At 64.3% G+C, this 18,556-nt stretch carries 17 protein-coding genes and 3 pseudogenes; 8 read left to right on the top strand and 12 right to left on the bottom strand.

Going from position 1 to position 18,556, the window contains the following annotated elements; all coding sequences use genetic code 11:
- Positions 1-4 precede the first annotated feature (4 nt).
- Positions 5-550, bottom strand: coding sequence for a class IV adenylate cyclase (gene cyaB / locus QA600_RS09170; protein ID WP_278291641.1), 546 nt, complete (start codon positions 548-550; stop codon positions 5-7).
- Positions 551-638: 88 nt separating this feature from the next.
- Between cyaB and QA600_RS09165 the strand changes: the two genes are divergently transcribed.
- Positions 639-1,604, top strand: a complete 966-nt coding sequence (locus QA600_RS09165; RefSeq protein WP_278291640.1) for an FKBP-type peptidyl-prolyl cis-trans isomerase — start codon at positions 639-641, stop codon at positions 1,602-1,604.
- Between the two features lie 601 nt (positions 1,605-2,205).
- The gene (locus QA600_RS09160; protein ID WP_278291639.1) at positions 2,206-2,424 is read left to right on the top strand and encodes a hypothetical protein; all 219 of its coding nucleotides are present in this window, start codon (positions 2,206-2,208) and stop codon (positions 2,422-2,424) included.
- 43 nt (positions 2,425-2,467) lie between these two features.
- Here the strand turns inward: QA600_RS09160 and QA600_RS09155 are convergent, their stop codons facing one another.
- Positions 2,468-2,884, bottom strand: a complete 417-nt coding sequence (locus QA600_RS09155) for a hypothetical protein (protein WP_278291638.1) — start codon at positions 2,882-2,884, stop codon at positions 2,468-2,470.
- Positions 2,885-3,104: 220 nt separating this feature from the next.
- On the opposite strand from QA600_RS09155, the pseudogene QA600_RS09150 reads away from it, so the two are divergent.
- A pseudogene (locus QA600_RS09150) lies at positions 3,105-3,338 on the top strand (zinc ribbon domain-containing protein); the annotation flags it as partial.
- 145 nt (positions 3,339-3,483) lie between these two features.
- Here the strand turns inward: QA600_RS09150 and QA600_RS09145 are convergent.
- From QA600_RS09145 to QA600_RS09135, 3 genes are all read right to left on the bottom strand, one after another.
- Positions 3,484-6,360, bottom strand: a complete 2,877-nt coding sequence (locus QA600_RS09145; RefSeq protein WP_278291637.1) for an ATP-binding cassette domain-containing protein — start codon at positions 6,358-6,360, stop codon at positions 3,484-3,486.
- Positions 6,361-6,375: 15 nt separating this feature from the next.
- Positions 6,376-7,476 carry an extracellular solute-binding protein gene (locus QA600_RS09140; RefSeq protein ID WP_278291636.1) on the bottom strand — a complete coding sequence of 367 codons (1,101 nt, stop codon included), beginning with the start codon at positions 7,474-7,476 and terminating at the stop codon, positions 6,376-6,378.
- Positions 7,477-7,680: 204 nt separating this feature from the next.
- Positions 7,681-8,301: a transcriptional regulator gene (locus QA600_RS09135; RefSeq protein WP_278291635.1), complete on the bottom strand. Its 621-nt coding sequence runs from the start codon at positions 8,299-8,301 to the stop codon at positions 7,681-7,683.
- A 108-nt stretch (positions 8,302-8,409) separates the two neighbouring features.
- On the opposite strand from QA600_RS09135, the gene pyrB reads away from it, so the two are divergent.
- The 4 genes from pyrB to QA600_RS09115 all read left to right on the top strand — a co-directional run bounded on the left by pyrB (position 8,410) and on the right by QA600_RS09115 (position 11,512).
- Positions 8,410-9,348 (top strand): aspartate carbamoyltransferase, encoded by a 939-nt coding sequence (gene pyrB, locus QA600_RS09130; RefSeq protein ID WP_278291634.1) that lies wholly within the window; start codon positions 8,410-8,412, stop codon positions 9,346-9,348.
- Positions 9,341-9,820: an aspartate carbamoyltransferase regulatory subunit gene (gene pyrI / locus QA600_RS09125; protein ID WP_278291633.1), complete on the top strand. Its 480-nt coding sequence runs from the start codon at positions 9,341-9,343 to the stop codon at positions 9,818-9,820. Before pyrB ends, pyrI begins: the two co-directional genes overlap by 8 nt.
- A gap of 307 nt (positions 9,821-10,127) precedes the next feature.
- The gene (locus QA600_RS09120) at positions 10,128-10,964 is read left to right on the top strand and encodes a hypothetical protein (RefSeq protein ID WP_278291632.1); all 837 of its coding nucleotides are present in this window, start codon (positions 10,128-10,130) and stop codon (positions 10,962-10,964) included.
- 65 nt (positions 10,965-11,029) lie between these two features.
- Complete coding sequence (locus tag QA600_RS09115; RefSeq protein ID WP_278291631.1) at positions 11,030-11,512, top strand: universal stress protein; 483 nt, start codon at positions 11,030-11,032, stop codon at positions 11,510-11,512.
- 128 nt (positions 11,513-11,640) lie between these two features.
- Here the strand turns inward: QA600_RS09115 and QA600_RS09110 are convergent, their stop codons facing one another.
- Both QA600_RS09110 and QA600_RS09105 read right to left on the bottom strand, forming a co-directional pair.
- The gene (locus tag QA600_RS09110; RefSeq protein WP_278291630.1) at positions 11,641-12,363 is read right to left on the bottom strand and encodes a PRC-barrel domain containing protein; all 723 of its coding nucleotides are present in this window, start codon (positions 12,361-12,363) and stop codon (positions 11,641-11,643) included.
- 175 nt (positions 12,364-12,538) lie between these two features.
- Positions 12,539-12,676, bottom strand: coding sequence for a hypothetical protein (locus QA600_RS09105; protein ID WP_008528727.1), 138 nt, complete (start codon positions 12,674-12,676; stop codon positions 12,539-12,541).
- 53 nt (positions 12,677-12,729) lie between these two features.
- Here QA600_RS09105 and QA600_RS09100 point away from each other — a divergent pair, with 53 nt between their 5' ends.
- Positions 12,730-14,007, top strand: a complete 1,278-nt coding sequence (locus QA600_RS09100) for a transposase (protein ID WP_278291629.1) — start codon at positions 12,730-12,732, stop codon at positions 14,005-14,007.
- Positions 14,008-14,057: 50 nt separating this feature from the next.
- Here the strand turns inward: QA600_RS09100 and QA600_RS09095 are convergent, their stop codons facing one another.
- The 5 genes and pseudogenes from QA600_RS09095 to QA600_RS09075 all read right to left on the bottom strand — a co-directional run bounded on the left by QA600_RS09095 (position 14,058) and on the right by QA600_RS09075 (position 18,471).
- Complete coding sequence (locus QA600_RS09095) at positions 14,058-14,825, bottom strand: enoyl-CoA hydratase/isomerase family protein (protein WP_278291628.1); 768 nt, start codon at positions 14,823-14,825, stop codon at positions 14,058-14,060.
- A gap of 134 nt (positions 14,826-14,959) precedes the next feature.
- A complete protein-coding gene (locus tag QA600_RS09090; protein WP_278291627.1) occupies positions 14,960-15,628 on the bottom strand; it encodes a helix-turn-helix domain-containing protein in 669 nt (222 codons plus the stop codon).
- A 228-nt stretch (positions 15,629-15,856) separates the two neighbouring features.
- Positions 15,857-16,380: pseudogene (locus QA600_RS09085) on the bottom strand (molybdopterin-guanine dinucleotide biosynthesis protein B).
- 121 nt (positions 16,381-16,501) lie between these two features.
- Positions 16,502-17,203, bottom strand: a pseudogene (locus QA600_RS09080) (ATP-binding protein); the annotation flags it as partial.
- A 605-nt stretch (positions 17,204-17,808) separates the two neighbouring features.
- Positions 17,809-18,471, bottom strand: coding sequence for a helix-turn-helix domain-containing protein (locus tag QA600_RS09075; RefSeq protein WP_278291626.1), 663 nt, complete (start codon positions 18,469-18,471; stop codon positions 17,809-17,811).
- Positions 18,472-18,556 lie beyond the last annotated feature (85 nt).

Here is an 18,556-nt window from a genome sequence, read left to right as displayed (position 1 = left end):
TCGCCTATCCGGACTCGAGCAACAGCTCCAGATACGACGTCCGAAGCTGGTCGTCGGAATCGAGCCCGAGTCGCTCGAGGACGTCGAACGCGCCCTCGCGGGCGTTCTCGAGCTCGCTCTCGTCGTCGACCTCCGTCTCGACCTCGACGTACTCGCCGACGTCGTCGACCGAGTCGAGGGTGATCGTGTACCCCTCGAGTTCGAATCGCTCGCGCTCTTTGCGGACCGTCGCGGCGGGCTCGAACCCGAGCTTCGTCAGGACGGCGTCGACCTTCTCGCCGTCGCCGACGGCGGTCTCGACCTCCTCGCGGCTCTTCGAGGCGTCGTCGACGAGGGGCCCCTTGTAGGTGAGCCGGGTCTCGTCGGGGTCGTCCTCGAGTCGTTCCGTGCGGATGCGTAGCGCCTCGTCGGTCTCGGGGAACGAACGATGGGGCGCGTCGTAGTAGGTGTCCGCCTGGACGACGGCGCCCGTGGCCGTCGCCTCGAGGCCGTCCAGCCGAGCGCGGACGGCCTCGAGATCGGCGGGCACTTTGACCTCGACCTCGTACATACGTCCGAAAAGGCGAACGGATCCTAAGTATCGGTCGCTCTCGGGAGAAAACGTCGTACTTAAATGTGGACGGGCGGACGTACAACGTATGACCGAGGAAGAGGAAGCCGAAGCCGAAGCGCAGGCCGATGACGTCGACGAGAACGAAGACGCCAACGAAGCCGAGGGGCTTCAGGCCGGCGACTTCGTAACGCTCGCCTACACCGCCTACACCACCGAGGACGACCAGCTGGTCGACACGACCGACCCCGAGGTCGCCGAGGAGGAGGGCGTCGCCGACCAGGCCGAGGAGTTCGAGCCGCGGACGCTCGTCCTCGGCGAGGGCCACATCTTTGACGAGGTCGAAGACGCCATCATCGGCGGCGAGGTCGGCGACTCCGGCTCCGTCACGATCTCCGCCGAGGACGCCTTCGGCGAGTACGATCCGGACGACGTCCAGACCGTCAGCGCCGAGAAGATCGACGAGGACGACCGCTACCCCGGCGCGAACGTCCAGATCGACGGCAAGCAGGGCTACATCAGCACGATCGTCGGCGGCCGCGCCCGCGTCGACTTCAACCACCCGCTCGCGGGTGAGGACGTCGAGTACGAGTACGAGGTCGTCGAGGAGGTCGACGACATCGAACAGCAGGCCGCCGGCCTGTTCGAGATGTACCTCGGGATGGAGCCCGACCTCTGGATCGAGACCGACGAGGTCGAAGAGGAGGTCCCCGTCGAGTCCGACGAGGACGAGGACGAGGACAGCGAGCCCGAGTTCGAAACCGAGGTCGTCGAGAAGGAGACGCTCTACCTCGAGGCCACGCCCCAGATGACGATGAACCAGCAGTGGATGATGGGCAAACAGCAGATCGGCCAGGACGTCATCGACAAGCTGGGCGTCGACCGCGTCATCGTCCAGGAGGTTATCGACGGCATGGGCGGTATGGGTATGCCCGGCATGATGGGCGGCATGGGCGGCGGCGCTGGCGCCGAGGCCGACATCGAAGAGGCCCTCGAGGAGGCCGACGTCGACGCCGACGAGATCGTCGAGGAGCTCGAAGGCGCCGAGGAGTAACGGCTCCGCTTTTGCGGTTTTCGTAAACCCTGTCCAGACGCATCGCTGTTCGTTCGGTTCGGGCGACTCGAGCCGTCACAGCCAGTAGACAGGAACACGATTTCGTTATCCAGAGTGAGGAGTGAAACTCGTGTTACGTATAAGCGGGTCATGTATCAGTTCGGTTTGACCGTTCTTCCTGCGGTGGCGCGCGCTGTCAGCCGGCCGAACGCTAGAGAGGACGGTCGACGACACTGTGCGAGGTCTTCGCGAGTAACACGAGCGAATGGCTTGGCAGAGCTTGCTCTGCCAGTGGACGAGCGAGCGCAGCGAGCGAGTCGGCTGGGGAGGGCGTGGCAATCCCCTGTGTTCGTGCGAGCAGACCTCCTCCTCGTCGGTATTACCGCGAAAGCCCCTGGCCGGCTCGAGGGCTGCGGCTCGCTGCGCGCCTCCCTCGCTCCGGTCGGTCGGTGCTTGCGTCGCCTCGCTCCCCGAGCCGGCCAGCCCCTTTCAGTCCCACCCAGCGGTGGTCAGTCAGGGCTGCAGACTCATTGCCAGATGGTCCATACGCAAGTATACTGAACGGGGAAACTTATTGATGATAGGGTTAGAACTGTTACATATGAGCCAGAACAAATCCGATGGCGGGAAGTTCATTGCTTCAATCCATCGCTCAATACTTGGTGCATTACTCGCAATAGCCGGGATTGTAGGGCTTGCTGGGGTCATGGAAGCCCTCACCGGAGGACATCTATTATTTGGCATCGTTGGAATAGTAGTTGCCGGAGTCGCAGCCTATTGGATTTATTATCTGTTCATGGAAGGTCTACAAGAACGGTGAGAGAGGCCCCGCTACATACTCCGCCTATACGTAACAGTTGCTTTTACTTCTCAGGCATCGGGCGCGTGTACCACCACGACCACAGAATGAGGACGCCTTGCAGCGGAAGCCGACCCCATTGGACGGCTGGAGATGGGTCGAGCGTCCGACCAAACACACCCGTCACCGTCACGTCACTGACGGCCATATAGATGTTTGCCGGGAAGATGGCAATCAGAAGGGCAATAATTCCCCAGGCAGCGAGTTTTCGCGTCTGTGAGAACAACAACCCGACGCCAAGGGCGATCTCGGCGACGCCCGAGAGATACGCAATCGCAAGCGGATAGGGAAGCATTGGGGGGACAATCTGTGCGAACGCTTCCGGGATGATGAAATGGATTACTCCGGCGATGATATAAATCGAGGCCATCACGTAGAGCAACGGTCGTTTCAGGCGGACGAGAAAATAACTGGCGTCCATACTGTCTATGCCTTAGCTTGCGGGGACAAGAGATTTCGCCCACGAGTTGTAACCGCCGTAGGCGAGTCATGGTCATCAGCCGATCGTTCGCCTGTACTGAACGTTCGACCTCCGCATTGATCTTCCCTCGGTCCGTGAACGCAGGGAGAGCGCAGTCCCGCAACGAGGGGAGCGAGGAACCGGTCGACCGTGCCACATTCGCGCGCTGTATTCAGCACGACTTCCTCAAAATTCGTGTCCATCGTGTGGATTCGAAATAGACCGTGACTGGAACGCTGCGTTCAACGTCGAAAAACGTGGTTGGAATCGGCTAGGAGTGGTTCACTCCGAAGACACGCCTGCGGAGACTGCGACCGCTGTGGATACACTTACCGTGTCTGCAAGTCGCGTCGTTGAAACAGGAAGCCCCTGCCCCTGCCTCAAGGAACGAACGGCGAAAGCCGTGAGTGAGTAGGCAGGGGTAGTTCACTTGCTGAAAGAGGGGGCATTGACGTAATACTTCGACCGGTTCAGACTCACAAACCAGACGGATAAACAAGCCGCATTACTAACTACTGATACGATCGCCGGTTCTTCGATCGAATGGTCTGGTACTACGGCTACTCCCGGGGGAACGCCGGCAGCGCGTGAGTCGCCGTCACCGAGACGTCGACCGACGTTCCCACGTCGTACCAGTCGTCGTGAGACTGGCGACTCGAGACCCGTTCGCCGCCCTCGAGCTCGATCCGGTAGCGGACCGTCTCCCCGTTGAACTGGCGGCCGACGACCCGTCCGTCGCCGGTCGACGACGGCGTTATCGCGACGTCGTCGGGGCGGACGAGGACCTCGAGTGCCCGTTCGGTCTCGGGCAGGGAGATGCGGTCGGCGTCGAACGCGCCGAGGGGTGTCTCGACGACCCCGTCCGCGAGACGCCCGGAGAGGTAGTCGCCCCGACCGAGGAAGTCGGCGACCATCCGCGAGTCAGGCTCCATGTACAGCGCTCGGGGTGACGCGAGCTGTTCGATCCGCCCGGCGTTCATCACGGCCGTCCGGTCGCCGACCGAGAGCGCCTCCTCCTGGTTGTGCGTGACCCAGACCGCGGTGACGTCGACCTCCTCGAGGATTCGCTGAACGCTGTTTCGCATCCGGGCACGGAGCCCGGCGTCGAGGTTCGACAGCGGCTCGTCGAGCAGCAACACCTCGGGGCGGGGCGCGAGCGACCGGGCCAGCGCGACCCGCTGTTTCTGCCCGCCCGAGAGCTCGTCGGGGTAGCTGTCGCGGTACGCCGAGAGGCCGACCAGCTCGAGCAGCTCCGCGACCGTGTCGGCCCGCTCCTCGTTGCCGGCATCCTCGAGTCCGAAGGCGACGTTCTCCGCGATCGTCTTGTGAGGAAAGAGCGCGAACTCCTGGAAGACGATACCGACGTCGCGCTCCTCGGCGGGGCGGTAGGTCTCTTCGTCCGCGACCGTCTCCCCGTCGATTCGGATCGTCCCGCCGCCGGGGCGCTCGAGTCCGTCGATCAGCCGCAGGGTCGTCGTCTTCCCGCAGCCCGACGGCCCGAGGAGGGTGAGGATTTCGCCGCGGCGCACCGACAGCGAGATCCCGTCGACCGCGGGGCGGCCGTCGTAGCGCTTGCGAACGCCCTCGAGCTCGAGGACGACCTCCCGTTCCCCGGAGGCGTCTTCATCGTCCGCACTGCCCGCGCTCGAGCCGGTTCTCGCGGCGTCGACGGTCGTCCCGCCGTCCATCACGGCCCGGTCACCCGTTCTGTCCGGGCCGGAAAACGGTTCTTCCCCGACGTTCGTGGCGTCACCGCGGTTCCGGCGCCACTTGCGGAGGGCCGCCAGCGTGTCGGGGTACTCCCGGGAGACCACACCGAGGATCGAGAGCCCGGAGATGAAGACGAGCACCAGCGCCGGCACGGCGGCGTAGCCGTAGTAGGCGTTTCGCTCCGCGGCCCAGATGAACGTCGCGAGCGTGTCGAACCCGATCGGCCGGAGCAACAGCGTTGCGGGCAGCTCCTTCATCCCGTGGAGGAAGACCAGCGCCGCGCCGGCGATCACCCCGGGAAACACGAGCGGGAGCGTGATTCGGCGAAACGCCTGGAACGGCGTGTTGCCAAGCGATCGGGCGGCCTCGACGAACTGCGGGTTGACGTAGAGGATCGCCGCCCGGGTCGAGCCGACGGCCAGTGGCAGGTAGAGCACGACGTAGGCGAAGACCACGAGCGGCACCGTCTGGTAAACCGAGGGGAGATAGCGGGTGGCGAAGTAAACGAGGCTGAGCCCGATGACGACCCCGGGGACGGCGAAGCCGACGTAGGTCGCCCGCTCGAGGGTCCCCGAGAGCGGGGCGGGGTGTCGCGCGGCGAGGTACGCCACCGGGAGCGCGAGGCAGGCGGCGACGGCCGCGGCCAGCGCGGAGACGTAGACGGAGTTGATCGCGTACCCCGGCTCGAACCCGAAGCTGCCGGCGTAGGCGTCGGGCCCGGTGACCAGCCAGGAGAACAGAAACCCGACCGGAACGAGAATCGCGAGCGCGACGATCACGGCGGGGACGATCAGCGCGGGCCAGCGCCAGCGGCCGAGCCGGATCGTGTACGGCCCCGAGTTCCCGCGGGCGCTGCCGTGGATCCGCTCGTGGCTGCGGACCTGGGACTCGACGAGGAGGATCACGAGCGTGATGGCCACGAGATGTAGGGAGAGCATCGCCGCGTAGTCGTGAGCGAGCGCGTTGTACTCGAGGTAGATCTGCCGGGTGAACACGCTGAGCCGGAGGATCGCCGGAACGCCGAAGTCGCCGGCGGTCTCGAGGGCGGTGAGCAACGCACCGGCCGCGATAGCCGGTTTCACCATCGGGAGGACGATTCGGACGAACACGCCCCGGATCCCGGTCTCGAGGCTCCGGGCGGCGTCGACGTAGGTCTTGTCGAGCGCCCGGAGCCCCGCGATCGTCGTGAGGTAGACGAACGGGTAGTTGTACAGCGTGAGGACGAACACGGTCCCCGGCATGCCGTATATTTCGGGGAGGGATTCGACGCCGAAGGGCGCGAGAACCGACTGCAGCCGGCCTTGAGGTCCCCAGACGGAGACGAACGAGAACGCGGAGACGAAGCTGGGAACCACGAGCGGCAGGGAGAGCGCGACGATCCAGAACCGCTTGAACGGCAGGTCGGTGAGAACGGTGAGAAAGGCGAGCGGCACCGCGATCAGCACCGACAGCGTCGTCACCGCGACGATCAGGACGACCGTGTTGAGCAACACGTCGAGCATCCCTCGCCGAAGGACGATGGAGGCCGCCCGATCGAGGTCGACGCTCAGGGCGACGACGCCGATCCAGACCACCGGGACCACGACCGTCGCGGCGACCGCGCCGGCCAGAAGCGTGAGCCCGACCGGCGTCCGCTTGTCGTCGTCCTCGTCGGGGTCGTCCTCGTGTCGTCGGTGCTCTTCGTCCGGGTAGTCATCGACGGTCTCGAAGGGGGAAAGCGAGGACATGGGAAGCGACAGTGCTCAGAACGGCACGCCCACGTCCCGCAGGATCTCCTGGGCCGGTTCGGGGTCGGCCAGCTCGTTGAGGTCGAACTCCGGGGGTTCGAACTCGTCGGTCCCCGGCACCTCCTCGATCGGCTCGACGCCGTCGATCGTCGGATACTCCCAGGTCGTCGTCGCGAAGTACTCCTGGGCCTCCGCCGAGACGAGGTGTTCGACGAACGACTCCGCGGTCGACTGGTCGTCGCTGTCGGCCATGACGGCCCCGCCGGTGACGTTGTACATCGCGCCGGCGTCGCCGCTCGTGAACGTGATGTCGTAAGCGTCGCCGGGGCTGTCGGCAAGCGTGTAGTGGTTTGTCAGCCCGACGCTAACCTCGCCGTCGGTGACCGCCTGCGCCAGCCCGCTGTCCCCGCCCGGGGAGATCTCGGCGTCTTGGCCCTCGGTCAGCGTCTCGACCCACTCCCGGGTCTCGTCCTCGCCGTGGATGACGATCATCGCCGTCAGGAACGCCTGGGTCGATCCCTGATCGGGAGCCCACATGACGTCGCCGGCGAACCGGTCGTCCTCGGCGTAGGCGAAGATATCGTCCGGGAGGTCGTCGGCGTCGTACGCCTCTGTGTTGTACGCAATCGCACGATACCGCCTCGTGAACCCGATCCAGTGACCGTCGGAATCGCGGGAGCCGTCGCCGACGCGATCGAGGACGTCGTCGGAGAGTTCGACCGTGTACCCGTCGTTCTTGAGGTCGGTCATCGACTGGCTCTCGCTCCCGTAGAAGACGTCCGCCGGCGTCTCGGCCTCGGCCTCGATCGCACCGACGAGGTCGGCGGTATCGTCGTAGCGCACCTCGAGCGAGAAGTCGTCGTACTCCGACTCGATGTACTCCATCAGTTCGCCGATTCTGGGCTCGCTCCGGCCGGAGTACACCGTCAGCTCGCCGCTCAGGTCGGGTAGGTCCTCCATCGATACCCCGCCGGGGTCCGAACGTCCCTCCACATACTCCGGGTCCCCGAGGACGTCCTCGTCGTCGGTTCCGCCGAGACAGCCGGCTGTCAGTCCGATCGCAGTTCCCCCGATCGCCGCGAGTGTGGCGCGTCGAGTCACCACCCTTCGGTCCATGTTACCGTGCCTGTACGAGAGGGGTCATAAATCCACGTTTCCAGGTACGTTCGTTCGTTGAACAACCGTACACGCGTGACCGTTTCCCGGACCGACTGGTCCGGCCTCGCACCGATCGCGCTGTTTTTCGGCGAGGACCGCGAGCCGCGACCGAGAGCGGTGACGGCCCCGGTTCGAGAGCGAGCGAGTGGGCGTCGACGGTGATCAGGCGATGTCCCGGCTGGTGTCGATTGCGACTCCGTCGGTCAACTCGAGCGTGATCGCCTCGACGGGCTGGCCGTCGTAGCGAAACTTCGGTATCGCGAGAGTGGTCTCGAGACGACCCCCTACGCGGTCGGTATGGAGCTCGAAGACCGCGTCGGCAGCGTGGAGGGTTCGGATTCGATTGCTGGGTTCCGTGCCGCGCAAGCAGTGCAGAACCGCGACCCCGTCAATCTCGAGCAGCGTCTCCTTCAGTTCGTTCAGGAAGGCGACGTAGTCGTCCGGATCGGATCGCTCGAGACGATCGGCCGTGTCGACGATCAGGAGCCGCTCCTCGGACAGGTCGGCGACGGTTCGGGTCGCGTCCTCGAGTCGTTTGGCCGAGAGCCGCTCGACCTGCGTCTCGGAGACCGTTGCGGGGGCGGCCTCGAGCGACGACCGGACGGCCCGGATCGACCGTTCGGTGGAGAGGTACCGTGTCTCGCACGCGGCCATCAGTTCGTACAGCAGGCGTTCGGACTGGCTGGCCGGCTCGGCGGTGTAGGCGACGAGCGCTCCCCTCGGAAGGCCGCCCTCGAGTCTGCGATCCAGCGCGTCGATTCCGGTCCGAAGCCGATCGACCATACGATCGGCGACGTTGTCACAGCCACGGCATAACTCTTTATCCGCTGACGAACCCACCTTCGGCGAACAGGGAGATTCAAGGGGGTTGCAGGCCCCGTATCCAACGAGATGCGCCACGACCACGTGATCACGAGCAAACACCTCTCGCGGGCGGACGTCGAGACCGTTCTCGACCGAGCGGCCGAGATCGCCGCCGATCCGTCGGCCGTCGCAGATCGCCACGCCGGGGCGTTGCTCGGCCTGCTCTTTTTCGAGCCGAGCACGCGAACGAAGCTGAGCTTCGAGACGGCGATGAAACGTCTGGGCGGGGACGTCGTCGACATGGGTTCGGTCGAGTCCTCGAGCGTCACGAAGGGCGAAACCCTCGCCGACACCGTTCGGGTGATCGAAGGCTACACAGACGCGCTCGTCCTGCGCCACCCCAAGGAGGGCGCCGCGACGATGGCCAGCGAGTTCGTCGACGTTCCGCTGCTGAACGCCGGCGACGGGGCCGGACAGCACCCGACACAGACCCTGCTCGATCTGTACACGATTCGGGAGAACGCCGGGCTCGACGACCTCACGATCGGGATTATGGGGGATCTGAAGTACGGTCGAACCGTCCACTCGCTTGCCTACGCGCTGTCGAACTTCGACACCCGCCAGCACTTTATCAGTCCGGAGAGCCTGCAGCTCCCCCGAGAGGTCGTCTACGACCTCCACCAGCAACAGGGCGGTCGGACGGGAATCCGCGAACACCAGCGCCTCGAGGCGGTGCTCGGCGATCTGGACGTCCTCTACGTGACCCGGATCCAACGCGAGCGGTTCCCCGACGAATCGGAGTACCGGAAGGTTGCGGGCGAGTATCAGATCGACAGGGAGACGCTCGAGGCCGCGAGCGACGACCTGACGGTGATGCACCCGCTGCCGCGGGTCGACGAGATCGCGCCCGAGGTCGACGACACGGAGTACGCGGCCTACTTCGAGCAGGCCCACAACGGGGTCCCGGTTCGGATGGCGCTGCTCGATCTCCTGTTGAGCGAGGACGGAGGTGGCAGCGATGAGTGACGAGGGCGACGACCGCAGCGAGCACGAACTGCGAGTCAGCAAGATTCACAACGGAACCGTCATCGACCACATCAACGGGGGACAGGCGCTGAACGTCCTCGCGATCCTCGGCATCGACGGCAGCCAGGGCGAGGAGATCTCGGTCGGGATGAACGTCCCCTCCGATCGGCTCGCGCGCAAGGACATCGTTAAGGTCGAGGGGCGGGAGCTGAGCCAGGACGAGGTAGACGTGCTCTCGCTGATCGCGCCCGACGCGACGATCAACATCGTCCGGGAGTACGACGTCGTCGAGAAACATCGGGTCGAGCGCCCCGAGGTCGTCGTGGGCGTCCTCTCCTGTCCGAACGACGGCTGTATCTCGACCGGCGACGAGCCCGTCGACTCGCGGTTCGAGGTCGTCGACGACGGCGTCCGGTGTTCGTACTGCGGAACGATCGTCCGCGAGGGGATCGCGTCCCTGATCGAACACTGAGACGGTCCGCTGTAACCGGTTACCGGCGCACCCGACGAACGGCTCCCGGGTGCGTCGGTACCGACTGATAGCAGGCCGGCCGAGACGGTTGATCGATCACGAGCCGGACGCCCGAAATCGATAAGTGAGCGCCGTTCGACCCTTCGGGTGACTATGTCCCGCGTACGCACCATCCTGATCGCCACGTTCGTCGCCGCGCTCGTCTGGAAGGTCGCCTTCGGCGGCTCCTCGGACGTCGAGTACGAGTACGAACCGGAGCGGTAGTCGATCCGAACGGCTTACGGCCCCGTAGCCGTACACCGTTCGTATGCACGGCGTCGTCACCCGAAACGAGGAGGAGGTACGGTGGCCGGAGTTCGACCGCGGCTTCTACGAGGTCAAAGACGTCACCGGGAGGTCCGCCGAACCGATCGAAGACGCGGTGAACATGGTCTCGTGTTTCGGCGACAACGCCGCCGCCGACGCCGATCCGTCGCTCGTCCCCGTCGACGACCTGGGTCGGCCCGCCACGCGTGATCGGAAGTACTTCGACTGGGCGTACGTCTGTCCCTCCCGCGAGGACTATCGCGAGGGGTTGCTCGAGATCATCGACGACTGCGCCGCGGCCAACGAGGACGTACGGTTAGATGACATCGGCTTCCCCCGTGAGGAGTACTGTCGCTGTGGCGTTTGCGAACAGAACTTTCAGGAGAGCGAGTACGACGACCGTCTCGAGTGGCGCGCCAGCGTCATCACCGAGTTCGTCGCGGAAGCCGTCGAGTACATCCCCGGTCGGGTCTACATGACGCTGTATCCGGATCCCTACCCCGGCCACCTCTACGAGCGCGCCGGGATCGACCTCGAGGCCCTCGAGGAGTACGTCGATGAGTTCGTCGTGCCCCTGTACGATACGGCCTACGGGACGACCTACTGGCTCGAGACGATCGCGAAGGGGTTCAAGAGCGCGCTCGAGACGCCGTTTAGCATCGAGTTATACGCCGTCGACGTCGACGTCGACAATCTGATCCACGCGACGGAGGTCGCCGAGGCCTACGGAGAAAACGTCTTTTTTGGCTATCAGGCGTCGAACGCCCGAGCCGCGTTGCGCCGCCGCAGCGCGGACGAGCGCGACGGCGTCACCCACGGGGATCCCGACGGCACCTGATCGGACTCCGGGGGGATCGACACCCGGCGACGGGAGTCGACGTCCGATTTCGAGACCGTACAGTGATGACAACTAACACACCACTTTTGGTCCTCGGGATCGAACCCGAGTTCGTGTACGAGCGCGTGCTGTTCCCGACCGACGTCGGCGAACCCCCGGAGCGGGCGCTCGAGGCCACACTCGACATCGCCGAACGGTACGAGGCGGAACTCCACGTCCTCACCGTTGTCGACACGACGAGGGTCTCCGCGGACGTCGAGACGGGACCCGCGCTCGAGCAGGCCGAGCAAACCGGGTCGGCAACCGTCGATAGCCTCGTCGAGCGACTCCGCGATCAGGGCCACGAACGGATCGTCGGCGCGGTCGTCCACGGCCGTCCCCACGACGGTATTCTCTCCTACGCGAAGAACCACGACATCGACCTGATCGTGATGGGAACGCACGGTCGAACGGGGCTGGACCGATACCTGGTCGGGAGTGTTACGGAGAAAGTCGTTCGGCTCTCGGACGTGCCGGTGTTGACGGTTCGACACCGCCTCGAGGCGTGAGACGGCCATCCGTCCCCGGAACGCGGTTCTCGAGTTCGAAACGTCCCCTCTACTACTGATCGATACTCCGAACGGCGAGCGATCGGGAAAGTCGACTCTTCGCTCGAGCGAAGAGTCGGCCAGCGGCGCTATCGCGTGTCGCGGGCGCCATCATCGTCGTCACCGATGAGGTCGTCGTCATCGTCGCCAACGAGGTCGTCATCATCGTCGTCACCGATGAGGTCGTCGTCATCGTCGCCAACGAGGTCGTCATCATCGTCGTCACCGATGAGGTCGTCGTCATCGTCGTCACCGATGAGGTCGTCGTCATCATCACCGATCAGATCGTCATCATCGTCATCACCGATCAGATCGTCATCATCGTCATCACCGATCAGATCGTCATCGTCGTCATCACCGATCAGATCGTCATCGTCGTCATCACCGATCAGATCGTCATCGTCGTCGTCACCGATCAGGTCGTCATCATCGTCGTCGACGAATTCGTCGTCGTCGTCGCCGATGAGGTCGTCGTCGCCTCGATCCGCCGTGTCGGTGGCGCCGGTCGTCGATTCGGCACCCGCCGTCGTCCCGGCACCGGCCGCGCCGGTGTCCACCCCGGAGCTGGATTCGAGGTCGCGCTCGAGGTGAATCTCGTCGTCGGTTACCTCGGCGACCGCGGGCTCCTGGAGCGGGTAGGCGTTCTCGTCGGTGTCGCCCCAGCCGAGTTTCGCCTTGATCGTGTCCGTGATTCCGGGGTCCGGCTCTACGTGTGCGGTGCCGTGTTCGACGTCGGCGACGAGACCGACCTCCTCGCCGTCGGCGTTGATCACTGTCTTTCCGATGTCGTCGTCGGTAAACTCTGGGGACATTGCGATTTGAAACACGACGAAGAACCGTACAATGGTGTTGCTTGCGGTGGCTTGCGACTCGAGTGTTCTCGCGGGCGAAATCGGGCGTCGGTCAACTACCTGACTCAAGGAGAGAGTCCCGCCCTTTAGGGCGGGCGTGAATCCGACACTCCACTTCACAATCCACGCTCGACGATTACTCCGGGGTATCCTCTCGGACTTTCTTTTCGCCCTCAAGGAGCAATCCCTTCCACGTTAATCCACGGTGCGTCTTCAGTTCTTTCAACCGCTCGTACTGTTCATCGTCATCGAACTCGATGCGAACTTCGACCATACAGTAACACATAAACCACATTTTTATGTGTGTTCCGATACAAACAGTAGCCGATGAAGCGAGCCAACACGTTCGAGGTGATTCCGCAGTCCGACGAGGACGAGGAGTTGCTTCGACGCCTCTTGGACGCTTCTGCCGCTCTCTGGAACGAACTCAACTACGAGCGCCGCGAGAACTATGAAGACCCAGACGCCGACGTGTGGGAAATCAGCGAGTATCGCGGTCGCTATGGCGGGGTTCTCGGCGCGTCCACGGTTCAGCAAATCGAACGCAAGAACCGCGAAGCGTGGAAATCGTTCTTCAGCCTCAAGAAGACGGGTGAAGCCAACGGTAAGCCCGGATTCTGGGGTAACGCAGATGAAGGGCGAGAACTCCGCACGTATATCCGAAACACATCGTACTCTGTCGAATGGGGTGAATACTCCCGCCTCGAAATTCTCGTCGGTCAAGACCTGAAAGACGAATACGGGTTGGGACACCGCGAACGTCTCCTCCTTGAAGTTCGAGGCGACCCCAATTGGAAGGAGTACGAGAAGCAGGGCCGGTTGGAGTTGTTCTACGACGAGCAAGCACAGGCATTCAGGGCCTTTCAGCCAGTCACCGTCGATGATTCTCGACTGGCACAACCACTGGCTTCGGAAGAAGCCGCTCTGGACATCGGTGCAAACACCCTCGTCGCCTGCACAACTACAACCGGCCAGCAATACCTGTACAAAGGACGAGACCTGTTCAAACGATTCCGCGAAACCACGCGAGAAATTGCCCGCCTCCAATCACTCTTGGAAGACGGTCGATACAGCAGTCACCGAATCCGACGCCTGTACGACCGGCGCACCAAGCGACGTGACCACGCTCAAGACGCACTCGCGCGTGACCTCATCGAACGTCTGTACGACGAGGGTGTTTCGACAGTGTACGTCGGGGCGCTGACGGACGTGCTTGAGACGCACTGGTCGGTAGAGACGAACGCCAAGACGCACAATTTCTGGGCGTTTAGAGCGTTCGTGAATCGACTGGCGTGTACCGCTGAGGAATACGGTATCTCGGTAGAAGTACGGTCTGAGGCGTGGACGAGTCAGGAGTGTCCGAACTGCGGTTCGACAGAGGACACGACACGTCACAGAGACACTCTGACGTGTCCGTGTGGCTTCGAGGGGCACGCCGACCTCGTGGCGTCAGAGACGTTCTTGAGACGGCAGACAGCGGTAACACGGTCGATGGCACGGCCTGTATGCCTCAAGTGGGACAACCACGAATGGTTGGAGTCATCACGCTCCCCCCGTCCCAACGAGGAGCATACGAACCCGCAAGTTGCCTCCGTGGGCCGGTAGTCGATACCCCCCAGCGCGAGGAAACCCCGCCGTTCACGGCGGGGAGGATGTCATTCGTTGAACTCCGGTTCACGCCCCTCGAGGAAGGCCGCGACCCCCTCCTCGTGGGAGTCCGAGCCCCGGGCCTGGACCTGGAGGGTGTTCTCGTAGTCGGCGGCTTCCCGCCAGTGGCGGGCCATGTTCTCGTGGAGCGCCTGCTTGGTCATCCCGATCACGTCGGTTGGCCGGCGTCCGAGTCGCTCGACCGTCTCTCGGACCCGGTCGTCGAGTTCGTCCGCGGGAACGGCCTCGTTGACCAACTCGAGGTCGGCCGCTCTGCTGGCGTCGAAGAACTCCCCGGTGAACGCGAGCTTCTTGGCGGCCCGCAGGCCGACGATGTGAGGCAGCATGAACGTGCCGCCGGTGTCGGGGATGAGCCCGACCCTGACGAACGCACAGGAGAAGGTGGCGTCCTCGCTGGCGTAGGCGATATCCGAGAGGGCGACGACGGCCAGCCCGGCCCCGATGGCGTCGCCGTTTACCTTCGCGACGATCGGCACCGGTGACTCGAGCATCGCCTCGACGACTCGGCCGAACGTCTCGGTGACCTCCTCGTAGGACTCACGAGGTGGGCTGGGCGGTTCGGCCATCGCCTCGATGTCCCCGCCGGCGCTGAACGCGTCGCCCTCTCCTGAGATGACGATCGCGTGGTGGTCGTCGGGATCGGCCCGCTCGATCGTTTCGGCCAGTTCCGTGGCGACCGCCTGACTCATCGCGTTGAGAACGCCGGGTCGATCGAACCTGATCTCGAGGACGCCATCATCGGTATCGACGTGCATACGCCAACACGTCGCGGACGGCTAATAACAGTACGCGGTGTGGTCGGTTCGGTACGCGGTGTGGTCAGTTGCGCGGCCGTTACGGCAAAACGCGAGGGGCAGAACTCGAGAGCCGGCCGGGGACGGTGCTGTCGTCAGTCGGACGGGACTGGCGGGGCGGTCGCCTCCTCCTCAGCGACGTTGAGTTCGGAGGTGACCAGCGCCCGGTAGGCCCGGCGCAGGCGCTCGGAGAGCGCCTGGTGGGAGATGCCGAGCTCCTCGGAGAGCTCCTGCATCGAGACCTCGCGGGGGATCTCGAAGTAGCCGTGGTCGATCGCCGCGACCAGCGTCTCGTACTGGCGCTGGGTGAGGCCACACTGGGAGTGGCTCTCGTCGGCGACGTCGAACAGGCGGACGATCGTCGGCGTCACGTCGTTGTCGACGAGGCGGTCGTACAGCGAGCTCACGTCCTCGCGCTCGAGGACGCGTACGCTCAGAAGCCAGGAGCCGCCCGAGGCCGACGCGCTGAGGACGGTGCCGTCCTCCTCGAGGACGAGCTCGAGGGGGTCGACCGTCCCGGGATCGAACTCGATGTCGTACAGCCAGCGGTCGTCGTCGCTGCTGATCAGCGAGTAGTCCTCGATCGCGGCAGCGTCCGCCATCGCGGCTTCGATCTCCTCCTTCGAGGGACCGGACAGCCACAGTCCGTGGCCGCTCGAGGCGATGACCTGCTCCATCTCGCAGGTGAGCGATGGGACGGCGTCGAACAGCTCGGCCAGTCCGGTTCCGTCGCCCGGAATCTCGAGGTCCGCAATGGATGTCATTGTTCTCACTCACAGATACAGGAGGAAACACAATAACCGCACTTCCAAATTTATCAGCATCTACTGAAGTGAAAATCAACTATAGATAATAGTCTGATTTATCTATAGTTTGGGAGACGGAACGAACGAAGCCGATCGACGACGGCTGCGAGCATAGCGGTCCGCGAAAGCCAACAGCATCGGTGGGACATGCCCCAGTCCCATCTTCGGGATCGGCGACCGGGCGAATCAGGTCTCGCCTGCGTCCGAGGACTCCACACGCGTCGCGAGGGGCTCGAGGCCGCGCACCGTCTCGACGAGCCCGGCAAGGTCCTCGCTCCCCGTGCCGACGACCTCACCGCCGACCGCCTCGGGATCCCGGTCGCCGACGAGGATCGTCGGCAGCGGCGCCGCTGGGAACCCCTCGACGACGACGATGTCGTAGCCGCGGCGCTCGAGTCGGCCGAGGGTACTCGAGAGCGCCCGAAGTTCGGGGTTGTCCGTCCGGAAGAACACCTCGCCGGGTTCGTCGGGCGGGGCGCGCTTCCCTCGAGCGGTGATGTCGAAGGTGAGCTTGGGCGTCACGCCGACGACCGCTTCGGCACCCGCGGTTCGATGACGGTAGGTGTCGGCACCCGGTGTGTCGATCTCGATATCGTGGTGGATCGACTTGACGGTCGCGACTCGACCCGACTCGGCCAGTCGCGGAACGAGCTTCTCGACGAGCGTCGCTTCCCCGAGTCGCTCGGTCCCGTGAGAGAGACGACTCTCATAGCCGTCTCCTCGGTGGGAGTCGTTCGTGGGCTATCAGCGTTCACGCGCGGACGTGGTCGCCGTTCGACAATAGCCGTTCGGGTTCGATTTCACTCGATCGCGGTTCGGTCGAGGAGACGATCACGGACGGCATCCGAGTGCCGGCAGCGTCAGTACGAACGCCGCCCCCTCGCCGGGCTCGGAGTCGACCCGAATCTCGCCGCCGTGGCGCTCGGCGATCCGTTCGCAGATCGCGAGCCCGATCCCCGTCCCCCGCCGTTCGTGGTCACCGTGAAGCCGCTCGAAGACGTCGAAGATCCGCTCCTGGTTCGTCGATTCGATCCCGATCCCCTCGTCGCGAACGGCGACGAGCCACTCGGAGCCGTCGCGTTCGGCCTCGACCCGAACGATCGGTCGGTCGTCGCCGCTGTACTCGAGGGCGTTCGAGACGAGATTCTGAAAGAGCTGGCGTAGCTGTGTCTCGTCGCCCTCGACGCGGGGCAGCGATCCGATCGTCACGTCCGCGTCGGTCTCCTCGATTCGAACCTCCAGATCCTTGCGCACGTCCTCGAGCACCGCCTCGAGGGCGACCGGTTCGAACGCGGTTCCCTGCGTCTCGATCCTCGAGTACGCGAGCAGCCCGTCGATCATCTCGCGCATCCGGTCGGCGCCGTCGACCGCGTACGCCAGAAACTCCTCGCCGTCGGCGTCGAGTTCGTCCCCGTAGCGCCCCTCGATCAGCTGCAGGTACCCCGAAACCATCCGCAGCGGCTCCTGGAGGTCGTGACTGGCGGCGTAGGCGAACTGCTCTAACCGCTCGTTCGACGCCTTGAGCGCCCGCTCGCGAGCGTTTCTGTCGCCACCCGTGGACGGGTTCGACTCGGAATCGCCGGACTGTCCCTCGGGCCGTCGCTCGAGCGAGAGCGTCTCATCGCGTCCGCAGTCGTGACACTCGAGTTCGAGGTCGGCGCCCACGCGAACGCGGGTTACGTCGCGGCGGCCACAGCTCGGACAGCACAGCCACGCCCCGAGCTGACGCCCGTCGAAGGGCTGCCCGTGGTCTTGATCCGTGTCGTCTCCGGCATCATCGGCACACTCTCGAGCGTCCGCCGCCCGGACCACCTGACGTTCACGATCCCACTCGACGAGCCCGGAATCCGCCAGCTTTGGGAGGTGAACGTGAACGAGGGCGACTCGCATCCGCTCGGGCGACCCGTCCTCGAGTTCGCACGATGGGGTCCTCATGGCGAAACGCGTCGCGAGGTCGGTTACGGATAGGGGCTTGTCCCTCGAGCGAAGGAGTCGGAGTATCCGTCGGTGGGGACGGGAGACGGGCGGTTCGACGCCGACATCGGCGGGGTGGGTGCCACTCATTCCGTACGAACGCGTCCGGCACAAACCAAAATAGTATGGGGGGTGGTCCGAACAACGGAATTATAACCGGGGAGCTATCTCGGAGCCCGATCGACCGAATCGAGCAACACTGTCATGAGGACCTGCCTGGTCCCACCCCGGATCCGTTTGGACATCGCCTGCTGGGTGATTCCGAGTTCGGCGCCGAGCTCCGACAGGGAGGCCTCGCTCGGCGTGTCGAAGTACCCTCGATTGAGCGCGAGTACGAGCGCCGTGCGTTGTTCGGGCGTCAGTCCCAGCTGTCGCCCCGAGTTGACGTGCTCGGACAGCGAGTACACCCGCTCGAGGTGAACCGAAATCTCGTGATCCGTACAGAAGTTGTAGAATCCTGCGAGCGCGTCGTGGTTCGGGAACCGCAGCCGAAAAAACCAGCTATCGGTGCTGTAGGCCTCGAGAATCACCCCATCGGCTTCGCCGATCCCATACAGCAGGTCGTGGACGTCGCCGTCCCAGCTCGCTCGGTAGAGCGCGTAATCGTCGACCGAATCCAGCCGCGTCAGATCGTGGACCGCCGGATGCGTTCTGATCGCCCGCTCGACCTCCTCTGGATCCTCACACCGAACCCAGAAGTACGGCATCATCGACCCCGTCGCCGGAACAATTCGCTCGAGTTCGATGGTGGTGTCTGGCGCCTCGGTGAAGACGTCGCCGAAGACGAACTCCGAGGACGGGACGGTGAACTCCGCGATGATACTCATGCATCCGTTCACTTCGCCGGAACCGATATCGCTCTTGCGGAGCGCTCGAGGGATGGTTCTCGAGGAAGACGGACCGGGCGCGATT

Origin of the sequence: Natronococcus sp. A-GB1 (genome assembly GCF_029688845.1) — an archaeon.
In the GTDB taxonomy this organism is placed as follows: Archaea; Halobacteriota; Halobacteria; order Halobacteriales; family Natrialbaceae; genus Natronococcus.
The sequence above is the reverse complement of the archived record's forward strand: the minus strand, read 5'-3'. Positions and strand labels throughout refer to the sequence as shown.

What these genes read in the sequence shown, in the direction of transcription:
- cyaB (WP_278291641.1), bottom strand. Translation starts at nt 550, where the DNA reads ATGTACGAGGTCGAGGTCAAAGTGCCCGCCGATCTCGAGGCCGTCCGC.
- QA600_RS09165 (WP_278291640.1), top strand. Translation starts at nt 639, where the DNA reads ATGACCGAGGAAGAGGAAGCCGAAGCCGAAGCGCAGGCCGATGACGTC.
- QA600_RS09160 (WP_278291639.1), top strand. Translation starts at nt 2,206, where the DNA reads ATGAGCCAGAACAAATCCGATGGCGGGAAGTTCATTGCTTCAATCCAT.
- QA600_RS09155 (WP_278291638.1), bottom strand. Translation starts at nt 2,884, where the DNA reads ATGGACGCCAGTTATTTTCTCGTCCGCCTGAAACGACCGTTGCTCTAC.
- QA600_RS09145 (WP_278291637.1), bottom strand. Translation starts at nt 6,360, where the DNA reads ATGTCCTCGCTTTCCCCCTTCGAGACCGTCGATGACTACCCGGACGAA.
- QA600_RS09140 (WP_278291636.1), bottom strand. Translation starts at nt 7,476, where the DNA reads ATGGACCGAAGGGTGGTGACTCGACGCGCCACACTCGCGGCGATCGGG.
- QA600_RS09135 (WP_278291635.1), bottom strand. Translation starts at nt 8,301, where the DNA reads ATGGTCGATCGGCTTCGGACCGGAATCGACGCGCTGGATCGCAGACTC.
- pyrB (WP_278291634.1), top strand. Translation starts at nt 8,410, where the DNA reads ATGCGCCACGACCACGTGATCACGAGCAAACACCTCTCGCGGGCGGAC.
- pyrI (WP_278291633.1), top strand. Translation starts at nt 9,341, where the DNA reads ATGAGTGACGAGGGCGACGACCGCAGCGAGCACGAACTGCGAGTCAGC.
- QA600_RS09120 (WP_278291632.1), top strand. Translation starts at nt 10,128, where the DNA reads ATGCACGGCGTCGTCACCCGAAACGAGGAGGAGGTACGGTGGCCGGAG.
- QA600_RS09115 (WP_278291631.1), top strand. Translation starts at nt 11,030, where the DNA reads ATGACAACTAACACACCACTTTTGGTCCTCGGGATCGAACCCGAGTTC.
- QA600_RS09110 (WP_278291630.1), bottom strand. Translation starts at nt 12,363, where the DNA reads ATGTCCCCAGAGTTTACCGACGACGACATCGGAAAGACAGTGATCAAC.
- QA600_RS09105 (WP_008528727.1), bottom strand. Translation starts at nt 12,676, where the DNA reads ATGGTCGAAGTTCGCATCGAGTTCGATGACGATGAACAGTACGAGCGG.
- QA600_RS09100 (WP_278291629.1), top strand. Translation starts at nt 12,730, where the DNA reads ATGAAGCGAGCCAACACGTTCGAGGTGATTCCGCAGTCCGACGAGGAC.
- QA600_RS09095 (WP_278291628.1), bottom strand. Translation starts at nt 14,825, where the DNA reads ATGCACGTCGATACCGATGATGGCGTCCTCGAGATCAGGTTCGATCGA.
- QA600_RS09090 (WP_278291627.1), bottom strand. Translation starts at nt 15,628, where the DNA reads ATGACATCCATTGCGGACCTCGAGATTCCGGGCGACGGAACCGGACTG.
- QA600_RS09075 (WP_278291626.1), bottom strand. Translation starts at nt 18,471, where the DNA reads ATGAGTATCATCGCGGAGTTCACCGTCCCGTCCTCGGAGTTCGTCTTC.